Consider the following 17032-nt stretch of genomic DNA (forward strand, 5'->3'; position numbering starts at 1 on the left):
TCGGTAGAAAAAAGAAAAAGCCGGGACAGGCGCGCAGAGCATCGCTTATCACCGGCTTACGGATCATTTTTTGTGGGGGCGGATCGCAGGGGCGGCTTTATCCAGCACGCCGTTAACAAACTTGTGGCTGTCTTCAGCGCCAAAGGTTTTTGCCAGTTCGATAGCTTCGTTGATCGCCACTTTATAGGGCACATCATCACGTTTAGACAGTTCGAACAGTGCGATACGCAATACCGCTTTCTCAACCTGCCCCAGCTCTTCCAGCTGACGGGACAGGTACGGCTGCATTAAGCCATCGAGATATGCGCTATTAGTCGCCACCCCGGTCAACAGCTCACGGAAGTACAGAACGTCGACATCTTTTACGTCCTGTTCCGCCAGGAACTGGTATTCAACATCAGCGATGTCGTTCTGGGACAACTGCCAGGAGTAGAGCGCCTGGACGGCACACTCACGGGCGCGGCGACGAGCAGCAGGTTTCACGGAATTCCCCTTACTAAAATCAGGCCTTGATGGCTTTCAATACATTAATCATTTCAAGCGCGGTCAGTGCGGCTTCCGCACCTTTATTACCGGCTTTAGTGCCAGCGCGTTCGATAGCTTGCTCGATACTTTCAGTAGTCAGCACGCCGAAAGCGACCGGGATTTCGCTGTCCTGGGCAACATGTGCCAGGCCATTGCTTGCACCGCCAGCAACATATTCGAAGTGCGCAGTACCGCCACGAATCACCGTGCCGAGCGCGATCACCGCGTCGTATTTGCCGGTTTTCGCCAGTGCGCCAGCCGCCAGCGGCAGTTCGTAAGCACCTGGTACCCACACGACAGTGATATTTTCATCTTTCGTCTGACCGATGCGTTTCAGCGCATCAATCGCGCCTTCGAGCAGGCTGTCGTTGATAAAGTTGTTGAAACGCGCAATGGTGATGGCGACGCGAGCGTCCGGAGCAGCAACGTTGGCTTCAATAATGTTCATATACTTCCTTTACAGGTTCAGTTCGGACCCCGCAGGGGGGCGGATTTTAGCATAATATTTTACGCGCTGCTTCCCTTTTACAGCAGGCATCACGCGTGGGTAAGATGCAGGCAGACATCCGGGCCAACCTGCCGTATCTCATTGAATTTAAAATGCGGTGCATCGGCAAGCGCCGACAGCCCCGGCAATACGCACAGGCCGCGCGCATCCGTGCCTAACAGCTTCGGCGCAAGATAAACCACCAGCTCATCCACCAGCCCGGCCTGCAACAACGCACCGGCAAGCGTTGCGCCCGCTTCCACCCAAATACTGTTAATTTGCTGTTTTCCCAGCAACATCATCAGCATCACCAAATCGACATGGCCGTGATGTTCCGGCACGATAATCTCGCGCACGCCCGCAGGCCAACTGCGCTCATCCGCTTTCGTGCGGGCAAACCAGGTTTCACCCGGCAGTCCGATCAGTTTGTGCGCTGGAGTAACCCGATTCTGGCTGTCGATCACAATGCGCACCGGCTGGCGCACATTTTCTTGCGGATAGAGCGCCTGGCTGTCGGCATCCAGCTCTTCCCAGCGCACCGTCAGAGAGGGATCGTCCGCCAGCACGGTAGCGCTGCTGGTGAGAATAGCATGGCTTTGCGCCCGCAGACGCTGCACGTCCCGGCGCGCCTGCGCGGAGGTGATCCACTGGCTTTCGCCGCTGGCCATCGCCGTTCGGCCGTCCAGCGATGCGCCGAGCTTAAGCTGCACATACGGAAACCCGGTACGCATCCGTTTGAGGAAACCTTTGTTCAGCGCTTCGGCTTCACTCATCATCAGCCCGTGGCTGACATCAATGCCTTCCTGCTGCAAACGATAAAGGCCACGTCCGGCCACCTGCGGATTGGGATCCTGCATCGCCGCGACAACGCGTGCGACGCCAGCCGCAATCAGCGCTTCACAGCAAGGCGGCGTACGCCCGTGATGGCTGCACGGCTCCAGCGTCACATACGCCGTTGCGCCGCGCGCGCGCTCACCCGCCATACGCAGCGCATGCACTTCGGCATGCGGCTCGCCAGCGCGATAGTGAAAACCTTCGCCAACGATCTCGCCATTGTTGACGATCACACAGCCGACGCGTGGGTTCGGATAGGTGGTAAAACGCCCGCGTTGCGCCAGTTTCAGCGCCCGCGCCATGTACATTTCGTCCTGCATGATCAGTCCTGTAGGCGTGCGATCTCTTCGCCAAATTCGCGAATATCTTCAAAACTGCGGTAAACGGAGGCAAAGCGGACGTAAGCCACTTTATCGAGCTTTTTCAACTGCTCCATTACCAGATTGCCGATCATTTTACTGGGAACTTCGCGTTCGCCTGTTGCGCGAAGTTGCGATTTAATGTGGTTGAGCGCCATTTCCACGTCGTCGGCGCTTACCGGACGTTTCTCCAGCGCTTTCAGCATACCGCTACGTAATTTGTCTTCATTGAAGGGTTCACGCACTTCATTGCTTTTCACCACGCGCGGCATTACCAGCTCAGCCACTTCAAAAGTGGTAAAACGCTCATTACAAACCAGACACTGCCGGCGGCGGCGGACAGAGGAGCCTTCTCCCACCAGACGAGAATCGATTACTTTGGTATCCACGGCGAAACAGAATGGGCAATGCATACGGCGTCCTGACGTGTGAGTTAACTGAAATCTATTTTACCCTGAACTGGCATGACAACAAAGGCAGACCGTTTTTGAGATAATGGATCGATGGCAACGCAGCCGTTGCGATCTACCATTACAACACTCTTTCTTTTCACGGAAACAGACATAATGACAAGACGTTACCTAAGAACACTCTTACTGGGAAGCCTTTTTGCCCTCAGTGCCTGCGCCCAGCAAAGCGAAGTCCGTCAGTTGCATCAAAGCGTCAGCACGCTGAATAGCGAGATGAGCAAACTGAACAAAGAAACGGTGAAAATCACCCAGCAGAACGCGCTGAATGCGAAATCCGGCAGTGGTGTCTATCTGCTGCCCGGCGCAAACACGCCAGCTCGTCTGAACAGCCAGATTGGTATGTTGCGTATGTCTTTGCAAAACGTCGCGCCAAATGCCGCCGGAACCCGCGTTCTGCTGCGCATTCAGGGCGAATCGAACGATCCGTTACCGGCGTTTAGCGGTACGGTTGAGTGGGGACAGATTCAGGGCACCACGCAGAATTACCAGGAAGTTAACGTACAGAATCAGCTCATCAACGCACCGGCCAGCACGCTTGCGCCAAGCGACGTCGATATTCCGTTGCAGTTAAACGGCATTACGCCAGAGCAATTAGGTTTCGTCCGTATCCACGATATTCAGCCCGCCAGCGCGCAGTAATTCCCCGGGCGACGATGTCGCCCTTTATTGCGTTTTGTAACGCTTTTTCTTCTTTTTCCACGTTCGGTCATCACATTCACGAATTTGCAATATTGGTAAATGCCAGTACAATCGCCCCGTTTATTGCACGCAAACGTGAACGCAATCGATTACGTATGTGTCAATAATGTGAAACAACACATATTTTTGTGAGCGCTGATACTTATAATAGGCGCACAGAAATATGAAACATTTAATTGCAATGCGTGCTTTCTTTCACTCCCTTCTGGGATATCAATCAGTGGCGAAAAGATGAAAAAAACAATCCTCGCAGCCGGTGCTGCTCTGGCGCTTTCTGCGTCTTTTACTGCAAACGCAGCGGATAACGCTAAACCTGAATACGTTTCCGACTGGTGGCACCAGAGTGTCAACGTGGTGGGCAGCTATCACACCCGTTTCGGACCGCAGATCCGCAACGATACCTACCTTGAGTACGAAGCGTTCGCCAAAAAAGACTGGTTTGACTTCTACGGTTATGCGGATGCGCCGGTATTCTTCGGTGGTAATACGGATGCGAAAGGTATCTGGAACCACGGTTCTCCACTGTTTATGGAAATCGAACCGCGTTTCTCCATCGATAAACTGACGGGTGCCGATCTGAGCTTCGGTCCGTTCAAAGAGTGGTACTTCGCGAACAACTACATCTACGACATGGGCCGCAATGCCTCTGGTCGTCAGAGCACCTGGTATATGGGTCTTGGTACCGACATCGACACCGGCCTGCCGATGAGCCTCTCCCTGAACGTGTATGCGAAATACCAGTGGCAGAACTACGGCGCCGCTAACCAGAACGAATGGGATGGCTACCGTTTCAAAGTGAAATACTTTGTACCGATCACCACCCTGTGGGGCGGCCAGTTAAGCTACATCGGCTTTACCAACTTCGACTGGGGCTCCGATCTGGGTGATGAGAGCGGTAACGCGAACAACGGCATCAGAACCCGTACTAATGATTCCATCGCGTCCAGCCACATCCTCTCTCTGGGTTACGATCACTGGCACTACTCTGTTGTTGCCCGTTACTGGCACCACGGCGGCCAGTGGAACGACGACGCCAGCCTGAACTTCGGCAACGGCGACTTCAGCGTACATTCGACCGGCTGGGGTGGTTACCTGGTTGTGGGTTACAATTTCTAAGCCCGCGCGTAATGACAAAAAAGCCGATCGCACGATCGGCTTTTTTATTCCTGTCACGCAGCCAGCATTGCCCGGAACAGCCAGGCAACGGCTGCAATAATGATCGCCGGGCCGAAGGGAAAAGCTTCCGAACGGTTGGCTTTAATAATGAAATAGCCATATACCAGACCTAAAAGCGACGCGATAAGCATGATGTGAAATAGCGCTTCGCAGCCCTGCCAGGCACCGATACCGGCAAACAGCTTCATATCGCCAACGCCGATCCCGGCTTGTCCGCAGCGCCACAGAAACAGGCGATTCAGCGCCCAGGGAATGAGAAAGCCCACCGCAGCACCCGCAACAATACCGCTCATTGCTGCACTGTCAGGCTGTTTCGACCATGCCGATAACATCGCCAGCCCCAGAAAGGGCAACGTCAATTTATCGGGCAGCAACAGGTAGTCATAATCAATAAACAACATGACGACCAACAAGAACAGCAGCGACAAATCGAGCAAGCTGGCCGCATTGACGCCCTGCCAGCCGATCAGCAGTGCAAACAGCAGCGCCATGGTGAATTCAACGCCAGGATAGCGCCAGCTAATGGGTTGACGACAGCACTGGCTGCGCCCCTTCAACCAGAGCCAGCCAAGCAGAGGAATGTTGTAACGCATCCTGATACGCTGCCGGCAATGCGGGCAAAACGAAGGCGGCCAGCTCAGATTGATCGCCTCCCCCAGCATCATGCGCGGCAAGCGATAAATGACGACATTGGCAAAGCTGCCGAGGATCGCACCTAATAACGCAAAGAGCAGCGTATTACCGATCATCTTGCTTCACCGTTATGCCATGCGTTGTGCCGTCGGCAGAGCGACAAGCAGACGGGAGCGGCGCGTTTGCCACATCATCCACTTTAAAAATCCACTTCGGATAGGTGTCTGCTTTTTTAAAATTCACCAGCGCTTTCGGAAATGCCGCTGTGCGAAGCGGCCGCCCTTTCCCTTTACTGAAGACGCCCACCCAGCGGCCTTGCTTGTCGTAACTCATCCCCCACTGCCGCGAGCCGGTCAACGGATCGGTAAACCAGCGGCGCAGGTGATAAACCACTTTTTTACCGCGAGGATCGCGCAGCAGATCGTCAAAACTCAGCGGGAGACAGCCATTCCCCGCTTTCTGATACTGCTGAATGGCATTACGGATCTGCACGCCGCGGAAAAATAGCTCCTCTTCCTGCTGCTGCCGATAAACCGCCTGCCGGTAACTGCTCTCTTTCAGCAGCGCCAGCGAGAGCATTGTCAGCATCAGTAACACCCACAGATAGGTGAATCCCCCCTGCCGCTGGCTACTCCTCATCATCTGACGGGCTCTTTTCTTCCAGAGAGGGAGAGGTGACATCCGTTATCTGGCCGTCATCATCGCGTTTTACGTCCCAGTTATCGCGAGTATTTGCAACAGGATCCATCGGAATTTCAAACAGATAACCATTGTTCACCAGATCTTCCAGCTCTTCCGGGCCGAGCAGGCGATCGTGACGATACGCCGCAATTGCCGAGCGCAGCGCATTACGGTTGTGTTTTAGCACCACGACTTTCGCGTATTCGGTCTGGCCGAAAAAACGCGGTGCCACCAGCGTCATTAAGGTGGCGATGATCGCCATAACAACCAGTAACTCGATGAGCGTAAAACCTTTTTCACCATTGCGCATAGGGTATTCCATTCAATCCTGGCTGGCTGCTGGTGGAACTGACATCCCAGACATCCTTACCACCTGTCGTCTCTCCCGGCGCCTGGGTGGATGCGCGCACCCGCCAGGTTTCGGTGTTCTTCCTGCCGTCGCAGTCACAAAAGGGATCGCGCGGGATCCGGCGCAACAGATAGATTTTTTCTTTGTTCGGGGACTTTTTATTCACCACGCCATCAACCAACAGATCGAGCGAAGCAGGCCAGTTGGTCATATCGGCATCTTTCTCAATGATCCCCTCCTCAACCAACTGCCCGTAACGATCGATTGCGCTGCGAATGTCACGCAGCGCGACGCGCAACTCCTCTTCATTACGCTGCTGCTCCTGTCGCTGATAGATGGGAATGGCGGCACTGGCAAGCGTCGCCAGCAGCGCCAGAGAGATCATCATCTCGATCAGCGTAAAGCCACGCTGAAACTTCACCGCGCATCCCCCTCGCTTTTCGCCAGCGTCGGCGCAGGCAGTTTACCGGCTGGCGGGAAGTCCGCTGGCGGCATCAGTGGCGGTGGGGTAAAGGTCTCTTTTTTATCATTCGCTTGTTGGGCGGAAGGCAGATAACCGCTCTCTCCCTGCGACTCTTCGCTGCCCATCTCAATGGTATTGATATGGGTTCCCGGCAGATCGATGTTACGTTCAATGGTTGGCGTAATCAGCAACACCACTTCCGTACGCTCTGTGCTGTTATCGTTGCTGCCAAAAAGTTTACCCAGCAGCGGAAGATCGGATAATCCGGGCAAACCGGTCAGCTCATCGCTGTCGCTCTCTTTGATCAGACCAGCCAGCACTTGTGTTTCGCCATTCTGGCTGCTCAACACGGTCGTGGCTTCACGGTTGTTGGTGCGGTAATAAGCCACGCCGTCTTTCGAATGCTCAGCGCCGCCAATAGTGCTGAGATTGAATTTCACATCCATGGAGATGGTGCTATCAACGCTGATATCCGGTGTCACTTCGAGTTTCAGCCCGACATCCTGATACTCAACCTGCTCCTGAGAAAAACTCTCTGAAATACTGCTTGTCAGTACCGGAATACGCTCGCCAATATCGATCACCGCTTTTTTATTGTTCTTCACACGGATTCGCGGATTGGCGAGAACCCGCGCATGAGAACGCACTTTTTGCAGATTGGCGGAAATCCCCTGGCTGGCGCCAAGATTGATAAACATATTGCCCTGGTTAAACCCATTCAGCGGAATATTGGTGCTCTCTTCGCTGGCGTTAAAGCCAACGCCCACCTGTCCTGGGAAGTTGATGCCAAGAATCTCTTCGTCTTTGGCGTTAATCTCCAACACTTCCACACCGAGCGTTACTTCCGCTTCCGGGCGATCGAGGGTCATCAGCAATTGTTCAGCCTTCTCTACGCTTTCGCGCGGCCCACGAAACGTGATCGAGTTGGTCCGCTCATCAACATGAACATCACGGATCTTAATCAGGTTACGCAGCGCAACATTGAGATCCTTCGCTTTGGCATAGCCCAGGAACACCGTTTTCACTAAGGTGTCGCGATAGGTTTTCTCTTTTTGCGCCGTCGCGGGATAAATCAGCAAGGTATTGCTGTTGAGTATCTTTTTACGTAACTGATTAGAGAGCAGCAGCAAATTCAGGGCGTTTTCTGCCGTTGTATCGTTAGCAATCAGGCTGGCAGTGGCTGTTTCCGGAACGTCTTTATCGTAAATAATATTAATACCGGTGATCTTGCTAATCGAAGAGAAAATATCCATCAACTTATGTTTCTGGAAATTAAAACTCACCGGCTTACGCAGCTCACGATTCATTTTTGTTTCTGGTTGATTCTGCAATGCAATTTCACGCATCAGATGATCGCGCATTTCAGCAGCCTGCGGCCAGTTAGGATCTTCCTCAAGAACCTGCTGAATTTTTTGCAGCGCCAGTTCCGGCTCGGTCTTATACTGAACAATAGCCTGTTGATATAATTTATCGAGAGCACGAGAGCCTTCGATCTTTTTTAGCCCCTGTTGCGCACTAAAATTTCCTGGCTGGTATGACAATGCTGAACGCCAGAATTTCGTCGCAGAGAGGTAATCATTCCGCGCAACAGCCTGGTTAGCGGCTAACAGATAATAATTAACCAATTGTGTAACCATTGACTGACGTTCAGTACGCAGTTCAATATCACCCGGTTTGGTCTTAATCGAGTTATCAATCTGCTGTATTTCACTGACCAGGGTGTCAATATTTCCAATATTCACTTTTTCAGGCTCTGGAAGCCTGTCGCTTGCGCAGCCTGTTAACAGAATTAACGAGCAGGCAACGCTGAGGATATTTTTTTTCATCTGCTTCACGGTTATTTAATTTTCAGAGAATTAAGATCGATACGTTTTTCAACCTGGCCGGACATCGCTTTAATTATCACGTGGTCAGGTTCTATTGCCTGCACTTTCCAGTCCGGGGTGAGTAAATCGCCGGGTTGAATAAAGTCTTTCTTTCCGCAATTGCTACAAAGCAACCAGTTTTGCATGCCATCCGTAATAATGATGATTTTCTGGTTATCGCTTATCCAGAGTCCTGCCAACTGAAAAGGAAAAGCAACTTCCTGTACCACCGGAGTCGTAGAGGGTTTCTCTTTTACGGGTAGGGTGTACACAGGAAATAAATCCGCCAGTTCATCACTTTCATTGCGCACAACGGGCTTTTTACTCTCCTTCGCTTTTTGCGCGACGGCGGGTTTCGTCTGCGTGCCGGATAATGCCCCGGCTGAATCATCACCAAAGAATTGCGCCCATACCACCAGACCCAATGTGAGTGCCAGGCATACTTTCAGATATAACGGGATTTTCATGATGGCTCCAGACGTGATGTCAGCGTAAGCGTCAGCCGCAGGTTGATTTGCAGGCGCTCACTATCCGGGTTCGCACGCGTAACCGATACCCTGTCGACATTAAAGATCAGGCTGCTTCTCATCTTGCTCAGCGAACGTGTTAATCCGGCCCACTTCCCCTGCAGCGGAATATCGAGCGAAAGCTTGCGTTGGCGGTTTTTTTCTTCTTTGCTGAACTGATAATGACTGCCATCAACCTGTAAATGATTCTGCTGGAGAATATCAAACAGGGTTTTAACTTGCTGATATTCGGTTTCGTTCAGCGCGCTTTGCAATTGCCCTTTATCGTTAGCTAATACCGGCAGCGGTTTCTTTAGTTGTTGCTGTAAAAGCGTGTTGTCATCACGTAACCGGGTAATATCGGGCAGCATATAAATATGCTGATAGCACAATAAAGCGACAGGCACTAACAGCGCAAGTAGCGTTTTTTTCCCCGTTTTCTCCAGAAGGCAAGAGAGCCTCCAATGAATATTAGATAAGGAAAGTCTCATATGATTAACCTGCAAAAATGATCATCAGAGTCGAATTCACGGCCCATTTATCGGTAGCGTTCTTTGCTGGAGCATGATTTTTTAACTCTACCCGGGCAGGAATTTGCTCAAGTCGCGCGCTAAAATCCATCAGTGCCGATAACGATGTCGCACTGACATCCAGTGTGACGATTTTCTTATTTGGGTTAGCATCCAGAGAAACAATCGCAATATCAGAAGTGAGTAACTGCGCAACAGGATTGAGCATCGAAATAATAGAAACCGATGCTTTTTCATTTGGTAGACTTTGTTGTGCTTTGACTTTTAGCGCCCGGATAATCTCATTTTGTCTGTTGACTGCCGCAGTTATATGCTGATTTTGTTGAGCAAGAACCTGATGTTCCTGATATTGCTCAAACATCGTCACACATAAATACAGCGTCAGGATCAGCGCAATAATAATAACAGGACACGCATAAACGGAACGTGAATAGTTACAAAGGAACGGCATTCCTTTTAGACGGAGTTCAAAAGACATAATTCTTCCCATGAATGACAGTCTTGATAAATGACGTTCTGAATACAGACCATCAAAATAAAACTAACGGCATACTACGGATATAGTACTAGTCAGAAAAATGGTCTGCGGAGCCAAAAGAGATGTTTTCAGTTCACTTTATTATCAGCGTACTAACAGGCATTAAGGAAATGACGCGGCACATTATTATCAAGCCCCATTAATCGCGCCACCAGCGCCAGTTGCCGCTGTGCATCTCCGTCACTGTCATTATTCAGCCGCCAGACCTGATGCCACTCGCCCTGCTGGCGCGCTGCGTAAATGCTGGAATGCGCGCCGCGCAGACAAAACAGTGCCTCCTGCGGCAACTGCCGCAACCAGGGATGCAGTTGCACCTGAAATTCAATCGCAATGCCCTCCACGCGCAGTTTTCGCTGTTGGCCGATGCGCAGCAGTATTTGCCACAGGCGATCGTCAATGGTGGCAGCCAGTGCCGTTGAGGCGTAGTTAACCGAGATAAAATCGGTCTTAAGCGACCGCTCTGGTTCGCCAGGCCACTGCTTTATTGCCAGGGAAGCCGCGTAACCGCGAAAATCTTCCGGGTTGGTGATCCCCTCCTGCCACGGCACCGTAAAGTGGTGAACCCGGCTACTTTCCAGCCAGAATCCCAGCGTGTCGCGCCACGGCACACGACCAATATGTGGCGCAATCAGGCCATCCACAGCCTCTTCCAGCGTGGCATCATCGGTGATTTCGCACTCGCCGATGCGGTTGCCCGCGCAGCGTAGCACCAGATGATGTTCATAGATTTCGCACAAAAATTTACGCGGGCGCAGTGATAACACGGTTAATCTCCTGAAATGTGGTTTTCCCTTCAAGAACGGCGCGAATGGCTACGTTATGCAGAGGGACAAACCCTTGCGCTAACGCAATTTCTCGCAGTTGCCGTACCGGCATCCGCGACTGCAATGCTTCTTTCATCACATCGTTAAAAGGCAGTATCTCCGCCAGCGCCAGCCGTCCGCGATAACCGCTCTGCCGACAGGACGGACAGCCGCGCCCCTTACGCCACACCGGTTGCAGATGGTTGAGATCGCTCTGCTGCCACTGCGCCAGATCCTGTTCAGTCGGCGCAACCTCCTCCTGACAATCCGGGCACACGCTACGCACCAGCCGCTGGGCAAGTACACCCTGCAAGGCGGTCAGTAAGCTTTCTGTTTCCACATTCATATAGAGAAAACGTTCAAGCACACTAAACACATCGTTGGCATGCACCGTGGATAACACCAGATGCCCGGTCAACGCCGCCTGTACGGCAATACCTGCGGTTTCGCTGTCACGAATTTCCCCGACCAGAATGGTGTCCGGATCGTGACGCAGAATGGCGCGCAGGCCACGGGCAAAAGTCAGCCCTTTTTTGTCATTCACCGGGATCTGCAGAACGTCATTGAGCTGGTACTCAACCGGATCCTCAATGGTGATGATTTTGCTCTCACCGTTATTCAGTTCGCTCAGCGCCGCATACAGCGTGGTGGATTTGCCGCTTCCCGTCGGGCCTGTCACCAGCACCATGCCATGCGGCCGGTTGGTCAATTGGCGGATTTCCCGCAGGGTATGATCGTCAAAGCCGAGAATTTCCAGGCTAAGCGTACTGCTGTGCGACTTATCCAGTACACGCAGAACCGCATCTTCACCATGAATGCCGGGCACAATAGACACGCGAAAATCAACGGGGCGCTGGTGAATAATCGCTTTAAAACGCCCATCCTGCGGAACCCGCCGTTCAGAGATATCCATATTACTGAGCACTTTCAGACGTGAAATCACCTGTTCGGAATAGTGAATTCCCTGGCAATGGCGGATAGCGTGAATCACCCCATCGACGCGGTATTTCACCGCAAGGCCATCGGGAACGGCCGAAAGGTGAATATCGCTGGCGCGGCTCTGCATCGCATCGTACAACGTGGCGTTGAGTAGCTTGATAATAGGATTCGCTTCGTTGGCGATAATGGCGGGCGTGATCTCAAGGATCATCTCATCTTCCGCACCTTCATTGACCTGCTGTTCAAGCTGATCCATGGTGCGCTGCTGACCGGCCAGCGCCTGCAACTGCTCCTGAAGCCAGAGCGGAGGCGCAATAGCCAGCGTGACCGGCAAACGCTGCGCCCACTGGCGAAGATCCAGTGAAAAGGGATCGCTCAGCAACAGCCACTCCTGCTGCTGCCAGCGCACCGGTAGCACCTTCCGTCCCACTGCGTCGTTGAGCGAGACATGTTCAAAATGGATCTCTGCCGCATGCAGCTCTTCTGCTGTCAGCGCTTTCAGCCCCAGTTCCGCCGCCATCCATGTTAAAGCATCCGGCTGTTCCAGCAGAACCTGCTGCAACGTCTCTCCGCGCTGGGGTTCGCTGAGCGCCAGCAGACGATCGATTACGGTAGAAATCTCATTCGGCATTACATTCATCAGGACATGCTCCCTGCCATTTCGAAAATCGGCATATAGAGTAAAAACACCACTAACCCGACAATCCCGCCGACAATCATCATCAATACGGGTTCAAAGATGCGGGTAAATGAATCAATGGCACGTTCCAGCGCCTCATCATAAAAAGCCGCAATACGCTCGCACATTCCCGCCAGCTCGCCGCTGCGCTCGCCCACCTGGATCAGGCGCATGGCAACCGGCGTTGTCAGTTGCTGGCTTTCAAGAGATTCCGATAACGTATTGCCCGCCAGCACGTGTTCCAGCACTCTGTTGAGGCGCTGATGGTGGCTGGCTGGCAGAACGGCTTTTGCCAGGCGCAGCGCATGCGGCACGGGGACACCGCCCTCAATCAACAGACCTAACGTGCGGTAAAAACGCACCAGAATGCCCAGAAATTGTTGCTGCCGGAGCTGAGGAATTTTCAGCACCAGGCTGAACAAGGTTTGTTTCACCACTGGCTGTCGGAAAAGCAAAAAGAAAAACGCCAGACAGGCGGCAAGCGCCAGCAACAGTTCCTGCCCCGAGTGCTTGACCAGATTTCCCCACCACAAAATAAGCCGGGCGCTGTCAGTCAGCGTGTTCATCCCTTCAAATACTTGTGAAAAGCTGGGGACGATAAACCCCAAAAGAAAACAGATAATTAATCCACCTACCGACAGCACAATCACCGGGTAGGTGAGCGTTCCGCGAATGCGTTTACGCAGTTGCTCAATCCGTTGTTCGTAATAGTGATAACGCTTCAGCGCGTTGGCCAGATGCCCGGTTTGCTCCGATGAAGCCACCGTATTCGCCAGTAAAGGCGGGAAGATTTCCGGTTGTGCGCTCATCGCCTGCGAAAGTTGGCAACCGGCATAGAGTTTTTCCAGCAACCTTTCGAGCATTTCAAGAACCTGCTCATCGGTAGAGCAGGCGCGCAGCGTTTCGATGGCTTCAGTGACCACCAGGCCCGCTTCAAGCAGCGCCACCAGTTCCTGAAGAAATAAACCAAGGGCGAAGCGTTTAATCTGCCGTTGTTTTTGCGGAATAACCCGCACGACGGCATGACCCGCTTGCTGTAATTGATGACGGGCAGCAATCGCGCTTTCTGCCTGAGTACGCATTTTTTTACGCTTGCCATTATCTAAATAAGTGACTTCCCAGCTATGCGTTTTGCTCATAAAGCTCAATCCTTATGCTTATTTTTCAACCGCAGATAAACGGGAGCAACTTTCTTTATGTAGCGCTTGCGCCACATTTTAGTTTTACTGTCACGGCCATTGCCGGCGTTATATGCGCCGACCGCTTCCCAGCTATAGCCAAATAAACGCATCTGTCCTGCTAAAATCCAGGCTCCCACCATAACGTTCTGGCAAGGATCATTCATTAATGCGTGTTGTGTAATGTTATATTTTTTTAATTGGCTGAAATGCTGACTATTAATCTGCATAAGACCAATATCTGTGGAGCCATTTTTATTTCCATTGATTGCCGATGGCAATAATCCTGACTCCACGATACCAATCGCTTGCAACAATTCAGGTTCGATACCATAACGTTCGCCAGCGCTACGCCAGCAATTTGCCATCGCTGGCTGCACGGAGAGCAGAACTAACACGATGAGCAGCCTGATCATAATTAAAATCCGTAAGTGATATCCTTCCCGTTTTTATCTGCGGTGGAAATTTCAACTTCATAGACTTTTTGTTCTGCTCGCGCAGGGTTATGCCATTGGTATTCGTGGCCCCACGGATCTTGCGGAATTTGCTGCGCCAGATAAGGGCCATTCCAGTTGGTGGCATCCGACGGTTTTTCAACCAGAACACTTAACCCTTGCTGCTCTGTCGGATAGCTTCCGGTATCCAGTCGGTACTGGATTAATGCATCTGCAAAGGAATGCATCTGACGCATTGCGGTTTTCTCTTTTGCCTGATCGACATTCGAAAAAAGTTTTGGCCCAACAAACCCGGCCAGCAACGCAATAATCATTAATACCACCAGCAGCTCAAGGAGCGTAAATCCCTGCTGAGCTTTAAACTTAACATCTATTTTTTTCATAATAGCCTGCACACTCTAATTTGCTGTTCACCTCTGTTATTGTCCCGGACTTTCAATTTAAGGAAAGATGATTGCTCCCGCGCGTACAACGAATATTCTTTAAGCCGCCAGAAACGTCGCTATATATACAGTAAGAACTCGATTTATTGCCTGCAATGCTAAATCAAACCGCTTAGAGGTCATGTCGATTTTTCTTACTGGTCAGATAGAAAAAACCCGATAATCTCCGTATCTTTTCTGGTAAACATTCATGGAGATAGCAATGAGGTTTAAGGATGTCAATTAATATATTAATTGCAGATGAACACACTATTATTCGTCGGGGGATGACCTCGATGATAAATTCATTAAAAACCAGCAATATAAATACTGACAAACTAGACATCGATGTCGTTGGCGATACCAGTGAGCAAGCAGAATTACTTAACATTCTCGCCACACAAAAAGTCGATCTTCTTTTCCTTGGCTATGGACTTACCACGGTTAAAACCGGTAACCCGGTATCGGAATTAGATGGTATTGCGTTAGTTAAGTGGATCTCCAGCCGTTATCTCAAGACGAAAATTATTGTCTTATCACCCTATAACAATACCAATCTCGTACGCATCGTTCTTGAAGCGGGCGCAAAAGGCTATATCAGCCGAAATACCAGCGAACGCACGTTGTGGCGCGCAATCACTAACGTAATGATGGATGAAGTTTATATTGAACGCGGTTTAATGGATTCGCTGTTCCGCCGCGAAGCCATTACCCCGCAGGAGCTGTCAACGCGCGAAAGTGAAGTCTTACGCTTATTATGCCGGGGGCTCTCTCTGACTACGATATCGACACGTATGAACATCAGTATCAAAACGGTGAGCGCACATAAGCTACGCGCGATGGGAAAACTGAATGTAAGAACAGACTGCCAGCTTTATTGTCTTTTATTCCAGACCCGGATGTTCGATATTGCGATGTAAGTCCGAACGCAGGATCATGACAGCCAGCGGAGAATTTCGCTGGTTCTGTTGCTCTCCCTCTTTTTGAAACCCACTCGCTGTACACTCTTTTTCGTCGATAAAACGCCGCTTTATTTCACAAAGCGGTTTTTTATTGCCTTCCCTATCCGCGTTTCTGCAGCGTACACCTGCAAAACCGCACCTGAATCACCTCCACCGCGCCTTCTTTTGCATACGCAATCGCGCTCAAAATCAGCAGGTCAGGGGTAATGTCGGGGCACAAGTGTCTTAGCAAGAGAGGAAGCAGCGGACAGGATGATAACGGGGTTCTGAGGAGCGAGCGCCCCTCAGAATGCCGGCGCCACAAAGGGCGCCGGAGAAAAGCAGGCTTATTTACAGGCAGTGTGCGCAGAAGCAGAGCCTGGCTCACGCCATACGCCCCACTGGTTAGCGCTGGACGGCGCTTCACCGCGAGTCCACCAGCCGTTGACCCAGACTTTGCCCTGATAAGAAACTTTCTGGCAAGGTGCAGAGTAAACCGTGGTGGCGTTCCATGCTGCAACAGTATCATCACCCGGAGCCGGGGTTTCACCCTCGTCGCCCGGAGCCGGAGTATCGCCCTCGTCGCCCGGAGCCGGAGTATCACCTTCATCGCCCGGTGCCGGAGTATCACCCTCATCGCCCGGTGCCGGGTTTTCTTCTTCATCGCCCGGTGCCGGGGCCGGGTTGTTGCCGCCGAAATCAACGTCAATCACGTTGTAGAAAGTAGCGCCGGTATCAGAGACGTCCCAGGCAGCCATAATTACCTGATAACCGTCACGTTCCGGTACGTCACATTCGTGCTTCGGATTGGTATTCGCAATCGCGCCGTTACCTGTAACCTCGCAGAAAGGCTGGGCTTCAAAAGAGTTGCGAGTCAGCGGCTGATTCGGGTTCCAGTTTGCTTTAGTGATGTAGTATTTCCAGGAGCCAGTTTTATGCGCAGCGGTAAATTTCCAGGTAAAGGAGTTCTTGCCCGCTTTCATTGGATGCTTAGTCCAGCGAGAAGCGCTCTGCTGATCCAGATTAACCATTGATGCCACGCCAGCACTCGCCAGGCGTCCATCAGCCGGACCCGCGTTTAAAGCAGGGAAGCCATCCGGCCCTTCAACGCTCTGCGGTTCATACTGCGGGCCTGCGCCACAATCTTTGTTCTGGTTTCCCTGAGCAGCAGTACATAACGCTGCGCGGGAAGCGGGTTCGGTAACATAACCATGCGCTAAAGCGCCGCCAGCCATGCAAAGGGTTGTGACTGCGAGAAAAACTTTTGATAATTTCATTAATAACTCCATCCATGTGTAGTATTTACTGCCCGGTTAAAGTAATGAATTATCGTTGTAATAATAATATCAACATTCCATTAATTTATAAGATTCCCTCCGCTGCCACGGGAATATTCTGCCATGAATATGTAATAACAAAATAAAAAAGCCATACCCCGAAGGATATGGCCTGGATATATTTTTTCCCGAATAGACAAATATTTTATTAATATCTGATCTT

21 protein-coding genes are annotated in these 17032 nt (G+C 51.5%); 3 read left to right on the top strand and 18 right to left on the bottom strand.

The window, feature by feature from the left end:
- Positions 1-63: 63 nt before the first annotated feature.
- The 4 genes from nusB to nrdR form a co-directional block, all read right to left on the bottom strand.
- A complete protein-coding gene (gene nusB / locus CWM66_RS07100; protein ID WP_007373513.1) occupies positions 64-483 on the bottom strand; it encodes a transcription antitermination factor NusB in 420 nt (139 codons plus the stop codon).
- A 19-nt stretch (positions 484-502) separates the two neighbouring features.
- Positions 503-973 carry a 6,7-dimethyl-8-ribityllumazine synthase gene (gene ribE, locus CWM66_RS07105; protein WP_007373512.1) on the bottom strand — a complete coding sequence of 157 codons (471 nt, stop codon included), beginning with the start codon at positions 971-973 and terminating at the stop codon, positions 503-505.
- 89 nt (positions 974-1062) lie between these two features.
- Positions 1063-2166 carry a bifunctional diaminohydroxyphosphoribosylaminopyrimidine deaminase/5-amino-6-(5-phosphoribosylamino)uracil reductase RibD gene (gene ribD, locus CWM66_RS07110; protein WP_107146407.1) on the bottom strand — a complete coding sequence of 368 codons (1104 nt, stop codon included), beginning with the start codon at positions 2164-2166 and terminating at the stop codon, positions 1063-1065.
- 2 nt (positions 2167-2168) lie between these two features.
- Positions 2169-2618, bottom strand: coding sequence for a transcriptional regulator NrdR (gene nrdR / locus CWM66_RS07115; protein WP_007373510.1), 450 nt, complete (start codon positions 2616-2618; stop codon positions 2169-2171).
- 153 nt (positions 2619-2771) lie between these two features.
- On the opposite strand from nrdR, the gene CWM66_RS07120 reads away from it, so the two are divergent.
- Both CWM66_RS07120 and CWM66_RS07125 read left to right on the top strand, forming a co-directional pair.
- Complete coding sequence (locus CWM66_RS07120; RefSeq protein WP_007373509.1) at positions 2772-3314, top strand: DUF3251 domain-containing protein; 543 nt, start codon at positions 2772-2774, stop codon at positions 3312-3314.
- Between the two features lie 291 nt (positions 3315-3605).
- Positions 3606-4490 (top strand): nucleoside-specific channel-forming protein Tsx, encoded by an 885-nt coding sequence (locus CWM66_RS07125; protein ID WP_007373508.1) that lies wholly within the window; start codon positions 3606-3608, stop codon positions 4488-4490.
- A gap of 53 nt (positions 4491-4543) precedes the next feature.
- Here CWM66_RS07125 and CWM66_RS07130 read toward each other — a convergent pair whose 3' ends face one another.
- The 13 genes from CWM66_RS07130 to gspG form a co-directional block, all read right to left on the bottom strand.
- A complete protein-coding gene (locus CWM66_RS07130) occupies positions 4544-5299 on the bottom strand; it encodes an A24 family peptidase (RefSeq protein WP_007373507.1) in 756 nt (251 codons plus the stop codon).
- Complete coding sequence (locus CWM66_RS07135) at positions 5289-5825, bottom strand: type II secretion system protein (RefSeq protein WP_007373506.1); 537 nt, start codon at positions 5823-5825, stop codon at positions 5289-5291. Before CWM66_RS07135 ends, CWM66_RS07130 begins: the two co-directional genes overlap by 11 nt.
- Positions 5812-6174 carry a type II secretion system protein gene (locus CWM66_RS29225; protein WP_007373505.1) on the bottom strand — a complete coding sequence of 121 codons (363 nt, stop codon included), beginning with the start codon at positions 6172-6174 and terminating at the stop codon, positions 5812-5814. The genes CWM66_RS07135 and CWM66_RS29225 overlap by 14 nt, the downstream gene beginning before the upstream one ends.
- Positions 6161-6634: a type II secretion system protein gene (locus tag CWM66_RS07145; RefSeq protein WP_035887263.1), complete on the bottom strand. Its 474-nt coding sequence runs from the start codon at positions 6632-6634 to the stop codon at positions 6161-6163. The genes CWM66_RS29225 and CWM66_RS07145 overlap by 14 nt, the downstream gene beginning before the upstream one ends.
- On the bottom strand, positions 6631-8418 hold the full coding sequence (locus tag CWM66_RS07150) for a secretin N-terminal domain-containing protein (RefSeq protein WP_227135997.1): 1788 nt from the start codon (positions 8416-8418) through the stop codon (positions 6631-6633). Before CWM66_RS07150 ends, CWM66_RS07145 begins: the two co-directional genes overlap by 4 nt.
- A 95-nt stretch (positions 8419-8513) precedes the next feature.
- Entirely contained in the window at positions 8514-9008 is a 495-nt protein-coding gene (locus CWM66_RS07155) for a hypothetical protein (RefSeq protein ID WP_107146408.1), read from the bottom strand.
- Positions 9005-9418 carry a hypothetical protein gene (locus tag CWM66_RS07160; RefSeq protein ID WP_107146409.1) on the bottom strand — a complete coding sequence of 138 codons (414 nt, stop codon included), beginning with the start codon at positions 9416-9418 and terminating at the stop codon, positions 9005-9007. Before CWM66_RS07160 ends, CWM66_RS07155 begins: the two co-directional genes overlap by 4 nt.
- Before the next feature lie 124 nt (positions 9419-9542).
- Positions 9543-10055 carry a hypothetical protein gene (locus CWM66_RS07165; RefSeq protein ID WP_107146410.1) on the bottom strand — a complete coding sequence of 171 codons (513 nt, stop codon included), beginning with the start codon at positions 10053-10055 and terminating at the stop codon, positions 9543-9545.
- A gap of 152 nt (positions 10056-10207) precedes the next feature.
- Positions 10208-10879: a hypothetical protein gene (locus tag CWM66_RS07170; RefSeq protein ID WP_035887259.1), complete on the bottom strand. Its 672-nt coding sequence runs from the start codon at positions 10877-10879 to the stop codon at positions 10208-10210.
- Positions 10857-12497 (bottom strand): GspE/PulE family protein, encoded by a 1641-nt coding sequence (locus tag CWM66_RS07175; RefSeq protein ID WP_079516856.1) that lies wholly within the window; start codon positions 12495-12497, stop codon positions 10857-10859. The genes CWM66_RS07170 and CWM66_RS07175 overlap by 23 nt, the downstream gene beginning before the upstream one ends.
- Positions 12497-13675, bottom strand: coding sequence for a type II secretion system F family protein (locus tag CWM66_RS07180; protein WP_071920319.1), 1179 nt, complete (start codon positions 13673-13675; stop codon positions 12497-12499). The genes CWM66_RS07175 and CWM66_RS07180 overlap by 1 nt, the downstream gene beginning before the upstream one ends.
- A 5-nt stretch (positions 13676-13680) precedes the next feature.
- Entirely contained in the window at positions 13681-14130 is a 450-nt protein-coding gene (locus CWM66_RS07185) for a lytic transglycosylase domain-containing protein (protein WP_007373496.1), read from the bottom strand.
- Positions 14131-14132: 2 nt separating this feature from the next.
- Entirely contained in the window at positions 14133-14552 is a 420-nt protein-coding gene (gspG, locus tag CWM66_RS07190) for a type II secretion system major pseudopilin GspG (RefSeq protein WP_035887343.1), read from the bottom strand.
- A gap of 275 nt (positions 14553-14827) precedes the next feature.
- On the opposite strand from gspG, the gene CWM66_RS07195 reads away from it, so the two are divergent.
- Positions 14828-15511: a response regulator transcription factor gene (locus CWM66_RS07195; protein ID WP_007373494.1), complete on the top strand. Its 684-nt coding sequence runs from the start codon at positions 14828-14830 to the stop codon at positions 15509-15511.
- A gap of 368 nt (positions 15512-15879) precedes the next feature.
- On the opposite strand, the gene CWM66_RS07200 is transcribed toward CWM66_RS07195, so the two are convergent.
- Entirely contained in the window at positions 15880-16809 is a 930-nt protein-coding gene (locus tag CWM66_RS07200; protein ID WP_051644012.1) for a lytic polysaccharide monooxygenase, read from the bottom strand.
- Between the last annotated feature and the right edge of the window lie 223 nt (positions 16810-17032).

It is taken from the genome of Kosakonia sp. H7A (assembly GCF_003028445.1).
Lineage (GTDB): Bacteria > Pseudomonadota > Gammaproteobacteria > Enterobacterales > Enterobacteriaceae > Kosakonia > Kosakonia radicincitans.

Coding starts and splice junctions, on each gene's coding strand:
- CWM66_RS07185 (WP_007373496.1), bottom strand. CDS start 14,130: ATGATCAGGCTGCTCATCGTGTTAGTTCTGCTCTCCGTGCAGCCAGCG.
- CWM66_RS29225 (WP_007373505.1), bottom strand. CDS start 6,174: ATGCGCAATGGTGAAAAAGGTTTTACGCTCATCGAGTTACTGGTTGTT.
- CWM66_RS07175 (WP_079516856.1), bottom strand. CDS start 12,497: ATGAATGTAATGCCGAATGAGATTTCTACCGTAATCGATCGTCTGCTG.
- CWM66_RS07180 (WP_071920319.1), bottom strand. CDS start 13,675: ATGAGCAAAACGCATAGCTGGGAAGTCACTTATTTAGATAATGGCAAG.
- CWM66_RS07200 (WP_051644012.1), bottom strand. CDS start 16,809: ATGAAATTATCAAAAGTTTTTCTCGCAGTCACAACCCTTTGCATGGCT.
- CWM66_RS07155 (WP_107146408.1), bottom strand. CDS start 9,008: ATGAAAATCCCGTTATATCTGAAAGTATGCCTGGCACTCACATTGGGT.
- ribD (WP_107146407.1), bottom strand. CDS start 2,166: ATGCAGGACGAAATGTACATGGCGCGGGCGCTGAAACTGGCGCAACGC.
- CWM66_RS07125 (WP_007373508.1), top strand. CDS start 3,606: ATGAAAAAAACAATCCTCGCAGCCGGTGCTGCTCTGGCGCTTTCTGCG.
- nrdR (WP_007373510.1), bottom strand. CDS start 2,618: ATGCATTGCCCATTCTGTTTCGCCGTGGATACCAAAGTAATCGATTCT.
- CWM66_RS07160 (WP_107146409.1), bottom strand. CDS start 9,418: ATGCTGCCCGATATTACCCGGTTACGTGATGACAACACGCTTTTACAG.
- gspG (WP_035887343.1), bottom strand. CDS start 14,552: ATGAAAAAAATAGATGTTAAGTTTAAAGCTCAGCAGGGATTTACGCTC.
- CWM66_RS07130 (WP_007373507.1), bottom strand. CDS start 5,299: ATGATCGGTAATACGCTGCTCTTTGCGTTATTAGGTGCGATCCTCGGC.
- ribE (WP_007373512.1), bottom strand. CDS start 973: ATGAACATTATTGAAGCCAACGTTGCTGCTCCGGACGCTCGCGTCGCC.
- CWM66_RS07195 (WP_007373494.1), top strand. CDS start 14,828: ATGTCAATTAATATATTAATTGCAGATGAACACACTATTATTCGTCGG.
- CWM66_RS07135 (WP_007373506.1), bottom strand. CDS start 5,825: ATGATGAGGAGTAGCCAGCGGCAGGGGGGATTCACCTATCTGTGGGTG.
- CWM66_RS07165 (WP_107146410.1), bottom strand. CDS start 10,055: ATGTCTTTTGAACTCCGTCTAAAAGGAATGCCGTTCCTTTGTAACTAT.
- CWM66_RS07120 (WP_007373509.1), top strand. CDS start 2,772: ATGACAAGACGTTACCTAAGAACACTCTTACTGGGAAGCCTTTTTGCC.